The organism is Pseudomonas sp. NFACC13-1 (assembly GCF_900104425.1).
GTDB lineage: Bacteria > Pseudomonadota > Gammaproteobacteria > Pseudomonadales > Pseudomonadaceae > Aquipseudomonas > Aquipseudomonas fluorescens_AA.
The window spans coordinates 65,779-83,887 of sequence record NZ_FMXV01000003.1; the positions used below are offsets into that span (position 1 = coordinate 65,779).

18 protein-coding genes are annotated in these 18,109 nt (G+C 62.2%); 13 read left to right on the plus strand and 5 right to left on the minus strand.

Annotation, left to right across the window (positions count from 1 at the left end):
* Nucleotides 1-149: 149 nt before the first annotated feature.
* The 10 genes from BLQ55_RS05000 to BLQ55_RS05045 all read left to right on the plus strand — a co-directional run bounded on the left by BLQ55_RS05000 (nucleotide 150) and on the right by BLQ55_RS05045 (nucleotide 9,586).
* Entirely contained in the window at nucleotides 150-404 is a 255-nt protein-coding gene (locus tag BLQ55_RS05000) for a type II toxin-antitoxin system Phd/YefM family antitoxin (RefSeq protein ID WP_092197389.1), read from the plus strand.
* A complete protein-coding gene (locus BLQ55_RS05005) occupies nucleotides 404-826 on the plus strand; it encodes a type II toxin-antitoxin system VapC family toxin (protein WP_092252712.1) in 423 nt (140 codons plus the stop codon). Before BLQ55_RS05000 ends, BLQ55_RS05005 begins: the two co-directional genes overlap by 1 nt.
* A 205-nt stretch (nucleotides 827-1,031) precedes the next feature.
* Nucleotides 1,032-2,447 carry a cytochrome c oxidase accessory protein CcoG gene (gene ccoG / locus BLQ55_RS05010; protein WP_092252714.1) on the plus strand — a complete coding sequence of 472 codons (1,416 nt, stop codon included), beginning with the start codon at nucleotides 1,032-1,034 and terminating at the stop codon, nucleotides 2,445-2,447.
* 11 nt (nucleotides 2,448-2,458) lie between these two features.
* On the plus strand, nucleotides 2,459-2,998 hold the full coding sequence (locus tag BLQ55_RS05015; protein ID WP_092253024.1) for a FixH family protein: 540 nt from the start codon (nucleotides 2,459-2,461) through the stop codon (nucleotides 2,996-2,998).
* Nucleotides 2,999-3,159: 161 nt separating this feature from the next.
* A complete protein-coding gene (locus BLQ55_RS05020) occupies nucleotides 3,160-5,610 on the plus strand; it encodes a heavy metal translocating P-type ATPase (RefSeq protein ID WP_092252716.1) in 2,451 nt (816 codons plus the stop codon).
* A 24-nt stretch (nucleotides 5,611-5,634) separates the two neighbouring features.
* On the plus strand, nucleotides 5,635-5,853 hold the full coding sequence (gene ccoS, locus BLQ55_RS05025; RefSeq protein WP_003183505.1) for a cbb3-type cytochrome oxidase assembly protein CcoS: 219 nt from the start codon (nucleotides 5,635-5,637) through the stop codon (nucleotides 5,851-5,853).
* Entirely contained in the window at nucleotides 5,846-6,529 is a 684-nt protein-coding gene (locus BLQ55_RS05030; protein WP_060738435.1) for a sulfite exporter TauE/SafE family protein, read from the plus strand. The genes ccoS and BLQ55_RS05030 overlap by 8 nt, the downstream gene beginning before the upstream one ends.
* 220 nt (nucleotides 6,530-6,749) lie before the next feature.
* The gene (gene hemN / locus BLQ55_RS05035) at nucleotides 6,750-8,132 is read left to right on the plus strand and encodes an oxygen-independent coproporphyrinogen III oxidase (protein WP_092252718.1); all 1,383 of its coding nucleotides are present in this window, start codon (nucleotides 6,750-6,752) and stop codon (nucleotides 8,130-8,132) included.
* Nucleotides 8,133-8,226: 94 nt separating this feature from the next.
* Complete coding sequence (gene fnr / locus BLQ55_RS05040; protein ID WP_092252720.1) at nucleotides 8,227-8,961, plus strand: fumarate/nitrate reduction transcriptional regulator Fnr; 735 nt, start codon at nucleotides 8,227-8,229, stop codon at nucleotides 8,959-8,961.
* A 76-nt stretch (nucleotides 8,962-9,037) separates the two neighbouring features.
* Nucleotides 9,038-9,586, plus strand: coding sequence for an adenine phosphoribosyltransferase (locus BLQ55_RS05045; RefSeq protein ID WP_003183509.1), 549 nt, complete (start codon nucleotides 9,038-9,040; stop codon nucleotides 9,584-9,586).
* A 32-nt stretch (nucleotides 9,587-9,618) separates the two neighbouring features.
* On the opposite strand, the gene recR is transcribed toward BLQ55_RS05045, so the two are convergent.
* The 4 genes from recR to dnaX form a co-directional block, all read right to left on the minus strand.
* Entirely contained in the window at nucleotides 9,619-10,221 is a 603-nt protein-coding gene (gene recR, locus BLQ55_RS05050) for a recombination mediator RecR (protein ID WP_060743061.1), read from the minus strand.
* 66 nt (nucleotides 10,222-10,287) lie between these two features.
* A complete protein-coding gene (locus BLQ55_RS05055) occupies nucleotides 10,288-11,322 on the minus strand; it encodes an NADP-dependent oxidoreductase (protein WP_092252722.1) in 1,035 nt (344 codons plus the stop codon).
* A 288-nt stretch (nucleotides 11,323-11,610) separates the two neighbouring features.
* Nucleotides 11,611-11,949 (minus strand): YbaB/EbfC family nucleoid-associated protein, encoded by a 339-nt coding sequence (locus BLQ55_RS05060; protein ID WP_003183512.1) that lies wholly within the window; start codon nucleotides 11,947-11,949, stop codon nucleotides 11,611-11,613.
* Between the two features lie 64 nt (nucleotides 11,950-12,013).
* Entirely contained in the window at nucleotides 12,014-14,071 is a 2,058-nt protein-coding gene (gene dnaX / locus BLQ55_RS05065) for a DNA polymerase III subunit gamma/tau (protein ID WP_092197405.1), read from the minus strand.
* A 142-nt stretch (nucleotides 14,072-14,213) separates the two neighbouring features.
* On the opposite strand from dnaX, the gene BLQ55_RS05070 reads away from it, so the two are divergent.
* Nucleotides 14,214-14,984, plus strand: coding sequence for a substrate-binding periplasmic protein (locus BLQ55_RS05070; protein ID WP_092252724.1), 771 nt, complete (start codon nucleotides 14,214-14,216; stop codon nucleotides 14,982-14,984).
* Here the strand turns inward: BLQ55_RS05070 and BLQ55_RS05075 are convergent.
* Nucleotides 14,930-16,678 (minus strand): putative bifunctional diguanylate cyclase/phosphodiesterase, encoded by a 1,749-nt coding sequence (locus tag BLQ55_RS05075; protein WP_092197409.1) that lies wholly within the window; start codon nucleotides 16,676-16,678, stop codon nucleotides 14,930-14,932. The genes BLQ55_RS05070 and BLQ55_RS05075 overlap by 55 nt on opposite strands.
* Nucleotides 16,679-17,016: 338 nt before the next feature.
* Between BLQ55_RS05075 and BLQ55_RS05080 the strand changes: the two genes are divergently transcribed.
* Both BLQ55_RS05080 and BLQ55_RS05085 read left to right on the plus strand, forming a co-directional pair.
* Nucleotides 17,017-17,331 (plus strand): helix-turn-helix domain-containing protein, encoded by a 315-nt coding sequence (locus BLQ55_RS05080; protein WP_092197411.1) that lies wholly within the window; start codon nucleotides 17,017-17,019, stop codon nucleotides 17,329-17,331.
* 199 nt (nucleotides 17,332-17,530) lie between these two features.
* A complete protein-coding gene (locus BLQ55_RS05085; RefSeq protein ID WP_092252726.1) occupies nucleotides 17,531-18,037 on the plus strand; it encodes a DUF4823 domain-containing protein in 507 nt (168 codons plus the stop codon).
* The last annotated feature ends 72 nt before the right edge of the window (nucleotides 18,038-18,109 follow it).

The window sequence follows — 18,109 nt, forward strand, 5'->3', positions numbered from 1 at the left end:
AGCCAACGCCTGATGCACCCAAGGCCCCGTCAACCAACGTTGACGGGGCCTTTTCGTTTGCCGGTGCCACAGGACGAAATTGTTTTATCTTGCCCGTAACCAGCAGTGGTAGTAACGTGCCTACATTCAGTTCTATCGAGGACGCCGCCATGTCCATCACCACTATTTCCAGCCGCGAATTCAACCACGACACAAGTGGTGCCAAAAAAGCCAGCCGCCAGGGGCCGGTCATCATTACCGACCGTGGCAAGCCGGCCCATGTGCTGCTAAGCATTGAGGAGTACCAGAAACTGACCGGCATCGGCACCAGCATTGTCGAGTTGCTGGTCATGCCCGACACGCCGGATATCGCTTTCGATACCGAACGTGCCGTCATCTCTCCTCGACCGGTGGACCTGTCCTGATGTACCTGCTCGACACTAACGTCATCTCGGAACTGCGCAAGCCTCAAGCCGATAAGAACGTACAGGCCTGGGCGCGTGGCGTGCCCGCCCCCAGCCTTTACCTCTCGGCGATTACCGTATTGGAATTGGAAACCGGCGTGTTGCGCTTCGAACGCAAGGACCCGGTGCAAGGCGGCCGCCTGCGCGCATGGCTGGACAACCATGTCATGCCCGCATTCGCTGGAAGAATCCTGGCGGTCGACCGCGCCGTCGCGCTGCGCTGCGCTCGCCTGCACGTTCCGGATCGCAGCAATGAATGCGATGCACTGATTGCCGCCACTGCGTTGGTCCACGGACTGACCGTAGTCACCCGCAACGTGAATGATTTCCAGAGCAGCGGCGTGGCGGTGCTCAACCCCTGGTCATCCAGCCCACCCGCTTGAGACGGCAGCTCCTACAATAGTCAATTGATCTGGGTCATGACTTGTTACATCCGCTACACCATTCTGTGCAGACGCCCAACGCGACCAAAGGTCGCACCCTTGAGCCAGAGCGACAGGCGTATCATTGCGCCACTGCAACACCCTTTCTGACCGAGGTCGGCACGCACTGGCCCCGGCACTTTTCCACTGCCGTGGGATGCAATTGATGAGCAACCAGATTCCGGTACATGACGTTACCCCGCCTGCCAAGGACGCGAACAAAAGCGTCGACCTGTATGCCTCTCGGGAAAAAATCTACACCCGCGCCTTCACTGGCCTGTTCCGTAACCTGCGGATGCTTGGCGGAGCGTTCCTGTTCCTGCTGTATTTCGGTACGGTCTGGTTGAACTGGGGCGGCCACCAGGCCGTCTGGTGGAACCTGCCGGAACGCAAGTTCTTCATTTTCGGTGCGACGTTCTGGCCCCAGGATTTCATCCTGCTGTCGGGGATGCTGATCATTGCGGCATTTGGCCTGTTCTTCATCACGGTCTATGCCGGACGGGTGTGGTGCGGCTACACCTGCCCACAAAGCGTGTGGACCTGGATCTTCATGTGGTGCGAAAAAGTCACCGAAGGCGACCGCAACCAGCGCATCAAGCTCGACAAGGCCCCCATGGGCGCCAACAAATTCCTGCGCAAGTTCGCCAAGCACAGCCTGTGGTTGCTGATCGGCTTCGTCACCGGCATGACCTTCGTCGGTTACTTCACGCCGATCCGTGAACTGGTGTTCGAGTTCTTTACCGGCCAGGCCGATGGCTGGTCGTATTTCTGGGTCGGTTTCTTCACCCTGGCCACCTACGGCAATGCCGGCTGGCTGCGTGAGCAGGTGTGCATCTACATGTGCCCTTACGCGCGCTTCCAAAGCGTGATGTTCGACAAGGACACCTTGATCGTGTCCTACGACCCGCGTCGTGGCGAAAGCCGTGGCCCGCGCAAGAAAGGTGTGGACTACAAGGCCCTGGGACTGGGGGACTGCATCGATTGCACCATGTGCGTCCAGGTCTGCCCGACCGGCATCGACATTCGCGACGGCCTGCAGATCGAATGCATCGGCTGCGCAGCCTGCATCGACGCCTGCGACAGCATCATGGACAAGATGGACTACCCGCGCGGCCTGATCAGCTACACCACCGAACACAACCTCTCGGGGCAGAAAACCCATAAACTGCGCCCGCGCCTGATCGGCTATGCCCTGGTGCTGCTGGCCATGATCAGCTTGTTGGTGACGGCGTTCTTCATGCGCTCGCTGGTGGGTTTCGATGTCAGCAAGGACCGCGTGCTGTATCGCGAAAACGCCGAGGGCCGGATTGAGAACGTCTACAGCCTGAAGATCATGAACAAGGACCAGCGCGACCATACGTACGTCCTGGACGCCGCCGGCCTGCCCGACCTCAAGCTGCAAGGCCGTCGGGAAATCAAGGTCGCGGCCGGCGAGATCTACAGCCAGCCGTTCGAACTGTCCAGCGCACCGGAGCAACTGCCATCGAGCACCAACGAGGTGACGTTCATCCTCAAGGACGCCGATGACGAAAGCGTACATGTCGAAGCCAAGAGCCGGTTCATCGGCCCACAAACTCGTTGAGAGAAATGAACATGCCTGCAGCAACCGCCACCAGCCCTTGGTACAAGCACCTCTGGCCGTGGATCATCATCGCGATCCTGAGCTGTTCGGTAACCCTGAGCCTGACAATGGTGACCATTGCGGTGAAAAACCCGGACAACCTGGTCAACGACAACTATTACGAAGCCGGCAAGGGCATCAACCGCTCGCTGGAGCGCGAACTGCTGGCCCAGACCCTGCAACTGCATGCCAACGTGCAACTGGATGACGTGACCGGCGAAGTGAACCTGCGCCTGAACGGCAACAGCCGCCCCCAGACCCTGGAACTGAGCCTGATCTCGCCGACCCAGCCGGAGAAGGACCGCAAGATCGTCCTGACCCGCAACGACAGCGAACCGGGGCGCTATATCGGCCAGTTGACGGACAAGGTCGAAGGCCGGCGCTTTGTCGAATTGCTGGGGGTGGAGAACGACAAGACCTGGCGCCTGTTCGAAGAAGAACAGATCAACCACGACCAGGCCATCCTGCTCGGTGATGAACCGCTGCAAGGCGCTGAAGACCTGAAAAAATAAGCTGCTCACAGCCCTGTAGGAGCTACCGGAGGCTGCGATCTTTTGATTTTTGATCTTTCGCTTGAGACTCAAGTGCCAGGGGAAAGATCGCAGCCTTCGGCAGCTCCTACAGCCCGTGTACCTCTTGCAAGCCCATCATGCCAGGCCTTCATGCGACAACCATGACCACTCCCCAGCCCTGCTACCACTGCGCCCTGCCCGTCCCTCCCGGCAGTCGCTTCACCGCCGTTGTCCTCGGTGAAACCCGCGAGCTGTGCTGCCCGGGCTGCCAGGCGGTGGCCGAGGCCATTGTCGCCGGTGGCCTGGAAAGCTATTACCTGCATCGCAGTGAAGCGTCGGCCAATCCCGAGACCCTGCCCGTCCAGTTGATCGATGAACTGGCGCTGTACGATCGCCCTGACGTGCAACAGTCGTTCGTGCGCCATGAGGGCGAATTGGCCGAAACCACCCTGTTGATGGAAGGCATCAGTTGCGCCGCCTGCGGCTGGTTGATCGAAAAACAGCTACGCAGCCTGCCGGCCGTGGCCGAAGCGCGGTTGAACCTGTCCAATCACCGCCTGCATGTGCGCTGGGCCGACGCCCAGTTGCCGCTGAGCACGCTGCTCGCCGAGTTGCGCCAGATCGGCTACGTCGCCCACCCGTACCAGGCCGACCAGGCGTGCGAGCAACTCGCCGCACAAAACCGCCTGGCCCTGCGCCAGCTGGGCGTGGCTGGCCTGTTGTGGTTCCAGGCGATGATGGCGACGATGGCCACCTGGCCGGAATTCAACATCGACCTGAGCCCCGAGATGCACACCATCCTGCGCTGGGTCGCCTTGTTTCTCACCACGCCCATCGTGTTCTACAGCTGCGCGCCATTCTTCAAAGGCGCCATGCGCGACCTGCGCACCCGCCACCTGACCATGGACGTTTCGGTGTCCCTGGCCATTGGCAGCGCCTACATTGCCGGGATCTGGACGTCGATCACTGGCGTTGGCGAGTTGTACTTCGATGCCGTGGGCATGTTCGCCCTTTTCCTGCTGGCCGGCCGTTACCTGGAGCGCCGGGCCCGGGAGCGCACGGCCGCCGCCACCGCCCAACTGGTCAATCTGTTACCGGCCTCGTGCCTGCGCCTGGCGGATGATGGCCAGAGCGAACGCATCCTGCTCGGCGAATTGCGCACCGGTGACCGGGTGCTGGTGCATCCCGGGGCGGTCCTGCCAGCTGACGGCAGAATCCTCGAGGGGCAGTCCAGCATCGACGAATCCCTGCTGACCGGTGAATACCTGCCCCAACCTCGGCAGGTGGGCGACGCGGTCACCGCAGGCACACTGAACGTCGAAGGCGCCTTGACCGTCGAGGTGCTGGCCCTCGGGCAAGACACCCGGTTGTCGGCCATCGTTCGCCTGCTGGAGCGGGCCCAGGCCGAGAAACCGCGATTGGCGGAGATCGCCGATCGCGCCGCCCAGTGGTTCCTGCTGTTCTCCCTCGTCGCGGCGGCGGCCATCGGCCTGTTGTGGTGGCAACTGGATGCCTCGCGGGCCTTCTGGATCGTCCTGGCGATGCTGGTCGCCACTTGCCCCTGCGCATTGTCCCTCGCCACGCCGACCGCCCTCACCGCAGCCACCGGCACCTTGCACAAACTTGGCCTGCTGCTGACGCGCGGCCATGTACTGGAGGGCCTGAACCAGATCGACACGGTCATTTTCGACAAGACCGGCACCCTCACCGAAGGCCGCCTGGCGTTGCGCGCCATTCGGCCACTGGCGACCCTCGACAGCGATCACTGCCTGGGCTTGGCCGCGGCCCTGGAAAACCGCTCGGAACACCCCATCGCCCGTGCTTTTGGCCGCGCGCCAATGGCCGCCGAGCAGGTGCAAAGCACCCCGGGGCTGGGGCTGGAAGGCCTCGTGGCCGAACAGCGCCTGCGCATCGGCCAGCCCGGTTTTGTCTGCGAACTGAGTGGCGCGGCCATACCGCAGATGCCGGACGAAGCCGGGCAATGGCTGTTGTTGGGCGATGAGATCGGGCCGCTGGCCTGGTTCGTCCTCGATGACCGCTTGCGTGCCGACGCCCCGGCCCTGCTGGCGGCCTGCAAGGCGCGGGGCTGGCGAACGCTGCTGCTGTCGGGCGACAGTTCGCCGATGGTTGCCAGCGTCGCCGCCGAGCTGGGCATCGACGAGGCCCGGGGCGGCCTGCGCCCGGACGACAAACTGGCGGTGTTGCAGCAATTGCACCAACAGGGCCGCAAGGTGCTGATGCTCGGCGATGGCGTGAACGACGTGCCCGTGCTGGCGGCGGCGGACATCAGTGTCGCCATGGGCTCGGCCACCGACCTGGCCAAGACCAGCGCCGACGCCGTGCTGCTGTCCAACCGCCTCGACGCCCTGATCCACGCCTTCGACCTGGCTCGACGCACTCGCCGGGTGATCGTCGAGAACCTGGTGTGGGCAGGGTTGTACAATGGCCTCATGTTGCCGTTCGCCGCCCTCGGCTGGATTACACCGGTGTGGGCCGCGGTCGGCATGTCCATCAGTTCGTTGACCGTGGTGTTGAATGCCCTGAGGCTGACGCGTCAGCCCAAGGCGCAGGTTTTCACCGCCACGCCCGATACCCGCCCGCTGCCGGCCTGAGCCGCGCGGGCATGGAGTTCCAACATGCCAGCTCTTTACGTGATGATCCCGGCCGCGCTGCTGATCGTGGCCATCGCCGTGTACATTTTCTTCTGGGCCGTGGACAGCGGACAGTACGACGACCTCGACGGTCCGGCCCATAGCATCCTGTTCGACGATCAGGACCCGAACCACAAGGCGGCGGTGGACGAAGCCAGTGGCGAGGCCCGCAAGCCGGACGACAAGGCCCCACCCCATGCTTGACCTGGCGCCACTGCTGGTTTCGGCCGTCATCCTTGGCCTGCTGGGCGGCGGCCATTGCCTGGGCATGTGCGGCGGCCTGATGGGCGCCCTGACCCTGGCGATTCCCAAGGACCAGCGCAGCCGCCGCTTCCGGTTGCTGCTGGCGTACAACCTGGGACGAATCCTGAGCTACGCCACCGCCGGGCTGCTGATCGGCCTGGCCGGTTGGGCCGTGTCCAACAGTCCGGCAGCGATGATCATGCGGGTGCTGGCCGGCTTGCTGTTGATTGCCATGGGCCTGTACCTGGCGGGCTGGTGGAGCGGCCTGACCCGCATCGAAAGCGTGGGGCGTGGCTTGTGGCGGCACATCCAACCCGTCGCCAACCGCTTGCTGCCGGTGTCGAGCCTGCCCCGGGCCTTGCTGCTCGGTGCCCTGTGGGGCTGGCTGCCGTGCGGGTTGGTCTACAGCACCCTGCTATGGTCCGCCAGCCAGGGCAATGCCCTGGACAGCGCCCTGCTGATGCTCGCCTTCGGCCTGGGCACCTGGCCGGTGCTGCTCGCCACTGGCCTGGCCGCCGAGCGCATCACCGCCCTGCTGCGCAAACGCAGCGTGCGCATGGCCGGCGGGCTGTTGGTGATTGTTTTCGGGATCTGGACACTGCCGGGGCCGCATCAGCATTGGCTCATGGGTCACTGAATGTGGGAGCCGAGCTTGCTCGCGATGGCGGTGTGTCAGCTGACATCCGCGCTGGCTGTGCCGCCGTCATCGCGAGCAAGCTCGGCTCCCACAGGTCATGTATCGTCTTCAAAAGCCTTGCACACCCTTCTGCGCAGCGAGCCTGTTGACGCAAATCAAGACCACCCCGCGCCTACCCCCCTAGACTCGCCCCATGCCAGCCTACCCGGGGAACACCCGCATGCTCGACGCCATCCGTTGGGACTCAGACCTGATCCGCCACTACGACCTGGCGGGACCACGCTACACCTCGTACCCGACTGCGGCGCAGTTCGGCGGCCAGGTGGGCACCTTCGACCTGCTCCATGCCCTGCGTGACAGCCGCAAGGCGCGGCGGCCACTGTCGGTGTATGTGCACGTGCCGTTCTGCGCGAACATCTGCTACTACTGCGCCTGCAACAAGGTCATCACCAAGGACCGTGGCCGCGCCCACGCCTATCTGCAACGCCTGGAACAGGAAATCCAGCTGATCGGCTGCCACCTGGACCCAGCCCAGCCCGTGGAACAGTTGCACTTTGGTGGCGGCACCCCGACATTCCTCAGCCACGACGAGCTGCGCCAACTGATGGCCACGCTGCGCAAGCACCTCAACCTGCTGAACGATGACTCCGGCGACTACGGCATCGAGATCGATCCCCGGGAGGCCGACTGGTCGACCATGGGGCTATTGCGTGAACTGGGGTTCAATCGGGTCAGCATCGGCCTGCAAGACCTTGACCCGGCGGTGCAGCGTGCCGTCAATCGCCCGCAAAGCCTGGAAGAAACCCGCGCGGTGGTCGAGGCCGCCCGAACCTTGCAATTCCGGTCGATCAACATTGACCTGATCTACGGACTGCCCAAGCAGACCCCGGACAACTTCGCCCGCACCGTCGAGGAGGTCATCCGCCTGCAACCGGACCGGCTCTCGGTGTTCAATTACGCCCACTTGCCGGAGCGCTTCATGCCCCAGCGGCGCATCAACAGCCAGGACTTGCCCAACCCGGAGCAGAAACTGGCGATGTTGCAGGGCACCATCGAACAACTGACCGCCGCCGGCTACCGCTACGTGGGCATGGACCACTTCGCCCTGCCCGACGACGAGTTGGCCATCGCCCAGGAAGAGGCCACGTTGCAGCGCAACTTCCAGGGCTACACCACCCATGGCCATTGCGACCTGATCGGCCTTGGCGTATCGGCCATCAGCCAGATCGGCGACCTGTACTGCCAGAACAGCAGCGACCTGAATCATTACCAGAACACCCTCGCCGACGGGCAACTGGCGACCAGTCGGGGCTGGCTATGCAACGCCGACGACCGACTGCGGCGTGCGGTGATCCAACAATTGATTTGTCATTTCAACCTGGTCTTCGCCGAGATCGAGCAAACCTTCAATATCGATTTTGGCGGATATTTTGCGCCGCTATGGCCGCAATTGCAGGCCATGGCCAAGGACGGTCTGATCGAATTCGACAACACGCACATCAAAGTCCTGCCCGCCGGGCGCCTGCTGGTGCGATCCGTGTGCATGGTCTTCGATGCCTATCTGGAGCAGCACAACCGGCAGCGCTTCTCTCGGGTTATCTGAGCGCGACAATTTGACGACGAAACCGCACTGGCCGGAGTGCCTACGCTGGGGTACCCTTACGGCCTATGTGTGTTTTCCCACAAGGATTGAAGAAATGTCCGAGCCAGTCAAACTGCGCACCCACAACCAGGCCCACTGCAAGGATTGCAGCCTGGCTCCCCTGTGCCTGCCACTTTCATTGAATCTGGAGGACATGGAGGCGCTGGACGAAATCGTTAAACGGGGCCGTCCGTTGAAAAAAGGTGAATTCCTGTTCCGCCAGGGTGACACCTTCGATTCCGTCTACGCGGTGCGCTCGGGCGCCTTGAAAACCTTTAACCTGAGCGATGGCGGCGAAGAGCAGCTCACCGGTTTCCACCTGCCCAGCGAACTGGTGGGCCTGTCCGGCATGGACACCGAGAGCCATCCCGTCTCGGCCCAGGCGCTGGAAACCACCTCGGTGTGCGAAATCCCCTTCGACCGCCTGGACGAGCTGGCCATACAGTTGCCGCAACTGCGTCGCCAGTTGATGCGGGTCATGAGCCGGGAAATCCGTGACGATCAGCAGATGATGCTGCTGCTCTCGAAAAAAACCGCCGACGAGCGCATCGCCACGTTCCTGGTCAACCTCTCGGCACGCTTCCGCGCCCGCGGGTTCTCGGCCAACCAGTTCCGCCTGAGCATGTCGCGCAACGAAATCGGCAATTACCTGGGCCTGGCGGTGGAAACCGTGTCCCGGGTGTTCACCCGTTTCCAGCAGAACGAATTGATTGCCGCCGAAGGCAAGGAAATTCACATCCTCGACCCGATCCAGCTCTGCGCCCTGGCCGGCGGCTCGATCGAGGGCTGATGGACGAGTGCGGCTGAGGGATTTGCCCCGCCGCGCTATACTGCCGCGTTTGCAGCCCTGCCAGGACACCTCCACGATGGTCTTTGACTCCTTCGACATCAAATCCCTGATCCGCCCCGTGATCGATTTCCCCAAGCCCGGCGTGATCTTTCGCGACATTACCCCGCTGTTCCAATCCCCGACCGCCCTGCGCCTGGTCATGGACAGTTTCGCCCACCGCTATGTCGAGGCCGAGTTCACGCACATTGGCGCGATGGATGCGCGCGGTTTCCTGATCGGTTCGATCCTGGCCTATCAGTTGAACAAACCGCTGGTCTTGTTCCGCAAGCAAGGCAAGCTGCCGGCCGACGTACTGGCCGAGGGATACCAGACCGAATACGGCGAAGCCTTCCTTGAAGTGCATGCCGACAGCCTGTGCGAGGGGGATTCGGTGGTGATGTTCGATGACCTGATCGCCACCGGTGGCACGCTGATCGCCGCCGCCAACCTGATCCGCCGCATGGGCGCCAAGGTCCACGAGGCCGCAGCGATCATTGACTTGCCGGAACTGCTCGGCTCCCAGCGCCTGGAAGACATGGGGATCCCGACGTTCTGCCTGACGCAGTTCTCCCTCAGCGAAAAATAAAGGGCAGGCAACCATCGAACCTGTGGGAGCGGTTATAACGCGATCGGTTTACGCCCCGCAAACGAATGCGCCAGCGTCCCGCCATCCACCAATTCAAGCTCCCCTCCCAGTGGCACGCCGTGGGCGATGCGGGAGGCGACCAGGCCCTTGTTGTTCAGCAGTTGGGCGATGTAATGGGCAGTGGCTTCGCCTTCGACCGTCGGGTTGGTGGCGAGGATGACTTCCGTGAACGTGCCCGCTTCTTCGATCCGCGCGATCAACTGTGGAATGCCGATGGCTTCAGGCCCCAAGCCGTCGAGCGGGGACAAATGGCCCTTGAGCACGAAATAACGGCCACGAAAACCGGTCTGCTCCACCGCATACACATCCATCGGCCCCTCCACTACGCAGAGCAAGGTGTCGTCCCGACGCGGGTCGGCACATTGCGGGCAGAGGTCATCCTCGGTGAGGGTGCGGCATAAACGGCAATGCCCTACGCCTTCCATGGCCTGGCTCAGGGCCTGGGCCAGGCGTGAACCGCCGCTGCGATCACGCTCGAGCAATTGCAACGCCATGCGCTGGGCAGTTTTCTGACCCACACCCGGCAACGTTCGCAGGGCATCGATCAGTTGGCGAATCAAAGGGCTGAAGCTCATGGAGGAAATGTCCGACATAACAACGAGACGCGGTTTATACCCGCGCCTCCGGTTAGCGTCAAATACTCAATCCTGCGCGACCCGCACCACCAACTTGCCGAAGTTGTGCCCTTCCAACAGGCCGATAAACGCCTGTGGCGCATTTTCCAGGCCATCGACCACGTCCTCACGAAACTTGACCTTGCCATCGCGCACCCAAGGGGCCATGGCACTGATGAACTCCGGCTGGCGGTCACCATAGTCGTCAAACACGATAAACCCCTGGATCCGCAAGCGCTTGGTCAGCAAGGTGCGCTGCAGCTGCGGCAGGCGATCCGGGCCGCTCGGTGCTTGATGATCGTTGTAGGAGGCGATCAGGCCACAGAGCGGGATCCTCGCCTTAGCGTTGAGCAACGGCACGACGGCATCGAAGACCTTGCCGCCGACGTTTTCGTAATAGATATCGATACCCTTGTCACAGGCCCGCGACAGTTCCTCGGCAAAATTCGCGCTCTTGTGATCGACACAGGCATCGAAGCCCAGCTCATCGACCACGTACTTGCATTTCTCGCTGCCGCCAGCGACCCCGACGACACGCAGGCCCTTGATCTTCGCCACCTGGCCGACCACCGAGCCCACGGCACCCGAGGCGGCCGCGACCACCAGGGTTTCCCCGGCCTTGGGCTGGCCAATGTCCATCAGCCCCATGTAAGCGGTCATGCCCGGCATGCCCAGCACCCCCAAGGCCATCGACGGGCTGGGCAGCCCGGAGGGGATGGGCATCACGTTGCGCCCATCGCTGATGCTGTGGCTCTGCCACCCCGTGGCGCCCACCACCAGATCACCTTCCTGGAATTTCGGGTGCATCGAACGCTCCACGCGGCTGACAGCGCCGCCGGTCATCACCTCGTCGATTTCCACCGGCGCGGCGTAGGAAGGTGCATCGCTCATGCGCCCGCGCATGTAGGGGTCCAGGGACAGAAACAGCGTCTTGAGCAGGATCTGCCCTTGTGCCAGGTCCGGCAGGGTCACCTGCTCCAGGCGGAAATTCTCCGGGGTCGGGGCGCCATGGGGGCGAGAGGCCAGGACGATGCGCTGGCTGGTGGTCGATGCTTGTGACATGGAAGCGTCTCCTTGATCGTTGAGTGGCACGTATAGGGAGCAGACCATGGCCATGGGGGTGGCGTTCGATGTTTGTTCGGTTGGACCGCAGGGGTCGCATCGCGAGCAAGCTCGCTCCCACATAGGACCTGCGACGAACCTCACAATTGACGAACACTTCAATCCAGTGTGGGAGCGAGCTTGCTCGCGATAGCGGCCGAACATCCAACGCCGTATCTGGGCCGGAAATAAAAATGCCAGGCGCGATGCCTGGCATTGTGTGTAGCCCATCCCGACCGGGATGGCGAATCAGAACGGCAGTTTCATGCCCGGTGGCAGTTGCATGCCAGCGGTCATGCCGGACATCTTGTCCTGGCTGTTGGCTTCGATCTTGCGCACCGCGTCATTGACGGCGGCGGCAAAGAGGGCTTCGAGCATTTCCTTGTCGTCTTCGCTCAGGCCTTCGACCACGCTTGGGTCGATGCTGACACGCTTGATGTCGTGACGACCGGTCATGACCACGGTCACCATGTCGCCACCGGATTTGCCGGTGACTTCGGCGTTGGCCAGTTCTTCCTGCATCTTGGCCATTTTTTCCTGCATCTGCTGCGCCTGCTTCATCAGGCCGGCCATGCCACCTTTCATCATGGGAATCACCTCGAAAGTACTTGGATAAACAACACGCCCGGCCCGTTCGGCCCGGCGCCTTCAGTTATGAGCCCTGGGTGACCGGGGCCTCGACAGGTTCGATAGTATCGTGACGGACCACGGCGCCGAACTGTTGCATCATCTGTTGGATGAATGGATCACCGTGGATCGACTCCTCGGCTTCGCGCTGACGGTCGGCACGGCGGCGGGACGCGGCCTGGGCCGGGGTCTCCTGCTCGGGCTTGATCAGCTCGATGGTCAGCGTCAGGGTGCGCTCGTGGTACTGGTTCAGTGCATCGTTGAGGCGACGTTGCTGGGTCGCGTTGAACAGTGCGCTGTGTGCCGGGTCCAGGTGCAGCAGCCAGTGGTCGCCTTCCACGGCCATCAGCGTGCAGTTGGCCGCGATGCTGCCGGTCATGCCGCTGATCGGCAGTTTAGGGAACAGTTCCAGCCATTGCAGGGCCAGCCCGGTGGCCGGCATCGCCGCCGGTTCCGGCTCGGGCTCCGGGGCCGGCTCAGCGGCGTGCTCGCTGGCCAGGTCGTCCAGATAGCTGTACGCCGAATCCATGTCCGGCTCGATGTAATCCTCATCCAGCGGCGGCTCGTCGTCCGGGTCGATGCCCGGCGTGGCGATATCGACGTCGGCCACCGTCGGCTCGGGCACGGGCGCGGCGACCCATTCCGGCGCATCGGGCACCACGCTGTCGGGCGTCGGCAGGGGCATCGGCGGCAACTCGGGCTGCTCGGCGACGGTTTCCAAGACGGGCTCGACGACCGGCTGCTGGACCACTTGCGGCTCGACCGGATCGTTCCAAGGCAGGTCGACGACTTCTTCGGCGACGGGCTCGGGCAGCGCCTCGACGACCGGCTCGGGCGTCGCGACAACAGGCGCCGGCACCGGCTGGGCTACAGGTGCCACCGCTGCCGGAGCCACTGCCGGCGCAACGACGGGCGCGGCAGCCACTGGCTTGGCGGAATCAGCTGTGGCCTGGCTGATCCCCACTGGCTTTAGCGTTTGCCTCGGGGCGTCCGCCGTGTCGGCTGGCCGGAACGCCAGCATTCGCAACAGGACCATTTCGAAGCCGCCTCGCGGATCCGGCGCCAGGGGCAGGTCACGACGGCCGATCAGGCCCATCTGGTAATAGAACTGCACGTCTTCCGCCGGCAGTGCCTGGGCCAAGGCCAGTACGCGATCACGGTCGCCATGGCCGTTGTCGACGCCTTCGGGCAGGGCCTGGGCAATGGCGACACGGTGCAGCACGTTGAGGATTTCCGAAAGTACGCCATTCCAGTCCGGGCCCTGCTCGGCCAGGTGACGCACCGCCTCGAGCAGCGCCTTGGCATCGCCTTCGATCAGCGCATGCAGGACGTCATAGACCTGGCCGTGATCGAGGGTGCCGAGCATGGCTCGGACATCGGCGGCCATGACCTTGCCTTCACCGAAAGCGATGGCCTGGTCGGTCAGGCTCATGGCATCGCGCATCGAACCATCGGCGGCGCGACCCAGCAGCCACAACGCATCGTCTTCGAATGGCACGTTCTCGACGCTCAATACGTGGGTCAGGTGCTCGACCACCCGTTCCGGCGTCATGTTTTTCAGGGAGAACTGCAAGCACCGCGACAGAATCGTTGCAGGAAGTTTCTGCGGGTCGGTGGTCGCCAGGATGAACTTGACGTAAGGCGGCGGTTCTTCGAGGGTCTTGAGCAGCGCATTGAAGGAATGGCTGGAGAGCATGTGCACTTCGTCGATCAGGTAGACCTTGAAGCGCCCACGGCTCGGGGCGTACTGCACGTTATCGAGCAGTTCACGGGTGTCTTCGACCTTGGTGCGGCTGGCGGCGTCGATCTCGATCAGGTCGACGAAGCGGCCCTCGTCGATTTCCCGGCAGACCGAACACTCGCCACAAGGTGTCGAAGTGATACCGGTTTCACAGTTCAGGCACTTGGCAATGATCCGCGCGATGGTGGTCTTGCCCACGCCCCGGGTACCGGTGAACAGGTAGGCGTGGTGCAGCCGCTGGCTGTCCAAGGCATTGATCAGAGCCTTGAGCACATGGGTCTGGCCGACCATTTCGCGGAACGAGCGCGGACGCCATTTACGTGCAAGAACCTGATAACTCATCGAAAACCGTCGCAACGAAGGAACATAAGCGGCTAATGCTAGCGGAGCAGGGGCGAAATTGCATCCGGTGCGCTCGTCTAATGTGACTAAGCTAGGCCAGGGGCTCGTTGTCGACACGGTTTTTACACAGTCAGGAGAGTTTATGCGCTCAGCCATGGGGGCTTTGCTGTTGTTGAGTACCGGTTGTCTTGCCGAGGAAGGCCCCCTGCGTTTCGCCATTACCGACGGCTGGTCGATGCCCATGGTGCAGATCGAACGAGGCCGCCCGACCCAGGGCATCATTCCCGACATCATGACCAGCCTGGCGACCCAGATAGGAAAGCCGGCGCAATTCCACGTCCTCTCCCGCGCCCGGCTCGACGGTGCCATGCAACACGGCGAGATCGACATGCGTTGCTATGTCAGCCCTGACTGGGTGAAGGACAATAGCGATTACCTGTGGAGCATCCCGTTGTTTTTCCATCGTGACCTGCTCGTCGCCACGGCAAGCGCATCAGCGACGGTAACGCCAACAACGCTGTCGCCCCAACCCATCGGCACGGTGCTCGGCTATAGCTACCCGACCTTGCAACCCTTGTTCGACGCCGGTCAACTGCGTCGCGACGATGCCCGCAGCCAGGAACAAGTGCTGGCGAAACTGCTGGCCGGGCGTTATCGCTACGGGATCAGCAACCAATGGGCGCTGGACTGGTTCAATCAACGTCATATCGCTGATCGCCAACTCCATGAGGTGGCTGTCCTGCAGGAACAACTGTTGAGCTGTTACGTGCGCGACGATCCGAACATTCCCGCACAACGCATTCTGAGGACATTGCTGAACATGAAGATGTCCGGAGAAATCGACGCGATCATCCAACTCTACACCGGCCGCAGTGAAGCATCGCGGGCCGAAAGCGAGGCGCCCTCGCCCTGATCGCCTGGCCGCTGTCGCCATTGCGACGGCGGGACGAACCCCTGCACCCAGCCAGGTATCTGTTCGGGCGGCATGGGCCGGGCGATGAAATAACCTTGTGCCACCTCGCAGCCCAGGCTCAGCAGCAGTTGGCCATGCTCCAGGCTGTCCAGCCCTTCGGCGACCACCTCGCGGCCAAACGCCCGAGCCAGGCCGATCACCGCTTCGGTCAGCGCCAGGTCGTCGCGGTCATCGAGAATGTCGCGCACGAAGGTCTTGTCGATCTTGATGGTTTGCGTGCGCAGGTGCTTGAGGTCGTTGAGCGAGCAGTAGCCGGTACCGAAACCGCCCAGGGAAAAACCCACGCCCAGCGCCTGGCATGCCTGGAGACAGGCGCTGACGTGGGCCAGGTTTTCCACGGCGACGGACTCGACAATCTGCAGATCCAACAGCCGTGGCGGCACCGCCGAATGCCGCTCCAGCACCTGTCGCAGCCGCTCGACAAAATCCGCCCGCTGGAAATGCCGCGCCGAGATATTGATGCTCACCGGCCAGCCCTGCCCCGCTTGCTGCCATTGTTGCAACTGGGTCAAGACCTGCTCCATGACCCATTCGCCGATCTCGACGATCAGGTCAGTCTCCTCCACCAGGGGCAAGAATTCCCGAGGCGGCACCAGGCCACGTTGCGGATGCTTCCAGCGCAGCAGCGCCTCCAGGCCGACCACGGTGCCATGACGCATATTGACCTTGGGCTGGAAATGCAGCCGCAGTTCGTTATCGGCCAGTGCCTGGCGGACCCGCTCGACCGTCTGGTAAGTGGCCCGCACCTCCTTGTCCCGGGACACATCGAACAAGTGGAAACGATTGCGACCGCTTTGCTTGACCACGTACATCGCCTGGTCGGCATGACGCAGCAAGGTCTCGGCGTCTTCGTTATCCCACGGGAACAACGTGACGCCAATACTGGCGAAAACCTTGATGTCCTTGCCATCAATGGCATACGGCATCGAGACGGCGATCAACACCCGGTTCAACGCCGCATGCAGCTCTTCCATCCCACGTACATGGCGCAACACCAGCACGAACTCGTCCCCGCCCAGCCGCGCCACCACGTCCTCGCCACGCACAATGCTGCGCAGGCGCCTGGCAACCTCCACCAACAGTCGATCACCGCTGGCGTGACCATAACCGTCATTGACCGCCTTGAAGCCATCGAGGTCGAGCATGCACACCGCCAGGGGCAGGTTTTCCGCGCGGGAAAACTCCAGGGCCTGGTCCAGCAGATCCGACAGATAAGTACGATTGGGCAGACCGGTCAGCACATCGTGACCGACCCGCCATTGCAACGAATGCAGTAGCCGACGCTTTTCGCTGACGTCGAAGCGAATCGCCAGGTAACGCTCGATCTGGCCAGTCTGGTCGTCGATCACCGGCACCAGGGTGGTGTCGACCCAGTGCAGCGTACCGTCCTTGGCCCGATTGCAGATTTCCCCTTTCCAGACCTGGCCCAGGGCAATGGTGCGCCACATGGCGCTGAAGAACTCGCCAGGGTGCTGGCCGGAATTGAGCAGACGATGATTCGCGCCCAGCAATTCATCGCGCCGGTAACCGAAAAGACTGCAAAATTGATCGTTGACGTAGGTGATGCGCCCGCTCAGATCGGTCTCGGAAAAAATCGCGGCGGCGTCAACGGCCCTGCGGTACTTCTTATCCATCGAAGCAGTCATCCATGAGTCAGGCTCATTTGTCGCGCGCGGTTGCACCGCCTTCAAGACAGGCGAAAATCAACTAGGCTCAAACACTCTGAGAGAAGCTGGAGCGCGGGCCCTGGCGATGCCAAGGGGGAGCTTCAGCCCTTGCCTTGTATCGTGGCAAGAACACAAGGCCCGGCCCCTGCACACACCTCGGCTTCGAAAAGCAGGTCACCAAATACCCGTGCCAAAGGCAGATTCTACGAAACACATCACATTTTGCAAAGCAAGGTGATGGATCACGCGGTTGCCTAATGCGAAAATCTATCGTTAAGTTCTTGATTCTAAATGGGAATTAAGCGATGCGAATTTCAAGTTTGGGTCCGGCCATCAGACGCTACCGCAAAGTAGCGGGGCTTACTCAGGCTGAACTTGGCGAAAAAACCGGTTTTGACCCTAAAACCATCAGCCGCTTCGAAACCGGCGCCTACACCCCCAGTGTCGAAGCCTTGTTCCTGCTTGCCAATGTGCTGGATGTGCAACTGAAGGCCTTTTTTGCCGACATGGCCGATGAGGACGAACAGCGGGCGTACCTGTTCGGTGTCATACACAAAGCCACCCCGAAGGACCTGGGAAAGCTGATCGCAGCGGTCGACCAGGCCTTGTCCAAGCCTTGACGCAGTGAAAGAGCAGCCTGGCCTGTCGAGGCGAGACAAGCCAGGCTTCTCTTTGCTCGCCCGCCCAATTCCGAGGATGACACACGACGCAATGTCACGTTGACATCTCTTGCCACGAACCCGGACTATCAACGCACTGATTCCTGCGTCCCGATGACGCCCACCGACTCGTCGACACAACAAAATCCCAGGGGACTCCGTGCGTAAACTTTCGATCATTCTTGTCTCGATACTCGCCACCGGCTGCACCGCCAAATACGCGCAACAAGACGTATTCCCCAACCCGGGAAAACTTGATCGGCAAATGCCCGTCACCATCGCCATACCGGTCGACGGTCGCTACGAAACGACACCCTACCCAGCTTCCGGCGATATGACAGCTGCCGCTGTCAAGACGGCCTTCTCTTATTACACCAACCGTGTGACGGTAGTGGGCGCGTGCCGTGAATTGAGCTGCCTGAGACAGAACAGCCCTTCGGGCTACTACGTCATCCCGGAAATCCTGCACTGGGAAGAACGCGCCACGGAATGGTCGGGCCTCCCCGACAAGATTGAAGTGAAGCTCGCTATTTATGGCCCGACTGGCGCACAGCCGCTGGGGTCTGCGATCTTGTCCGGTAAAAGCAAATGGGCAACTTTCGGCGGGGATCATCCACAGGATCTTTTGCAAGAGCCGATTGCTGAATATGTGAAGGCTCAGTACTGACCGCAGGGGCCGGTCCTGTCGATGCACAGGACCGGCTTCCTTGTAGACGTTGACGCCCGATTGCCCTGTCCG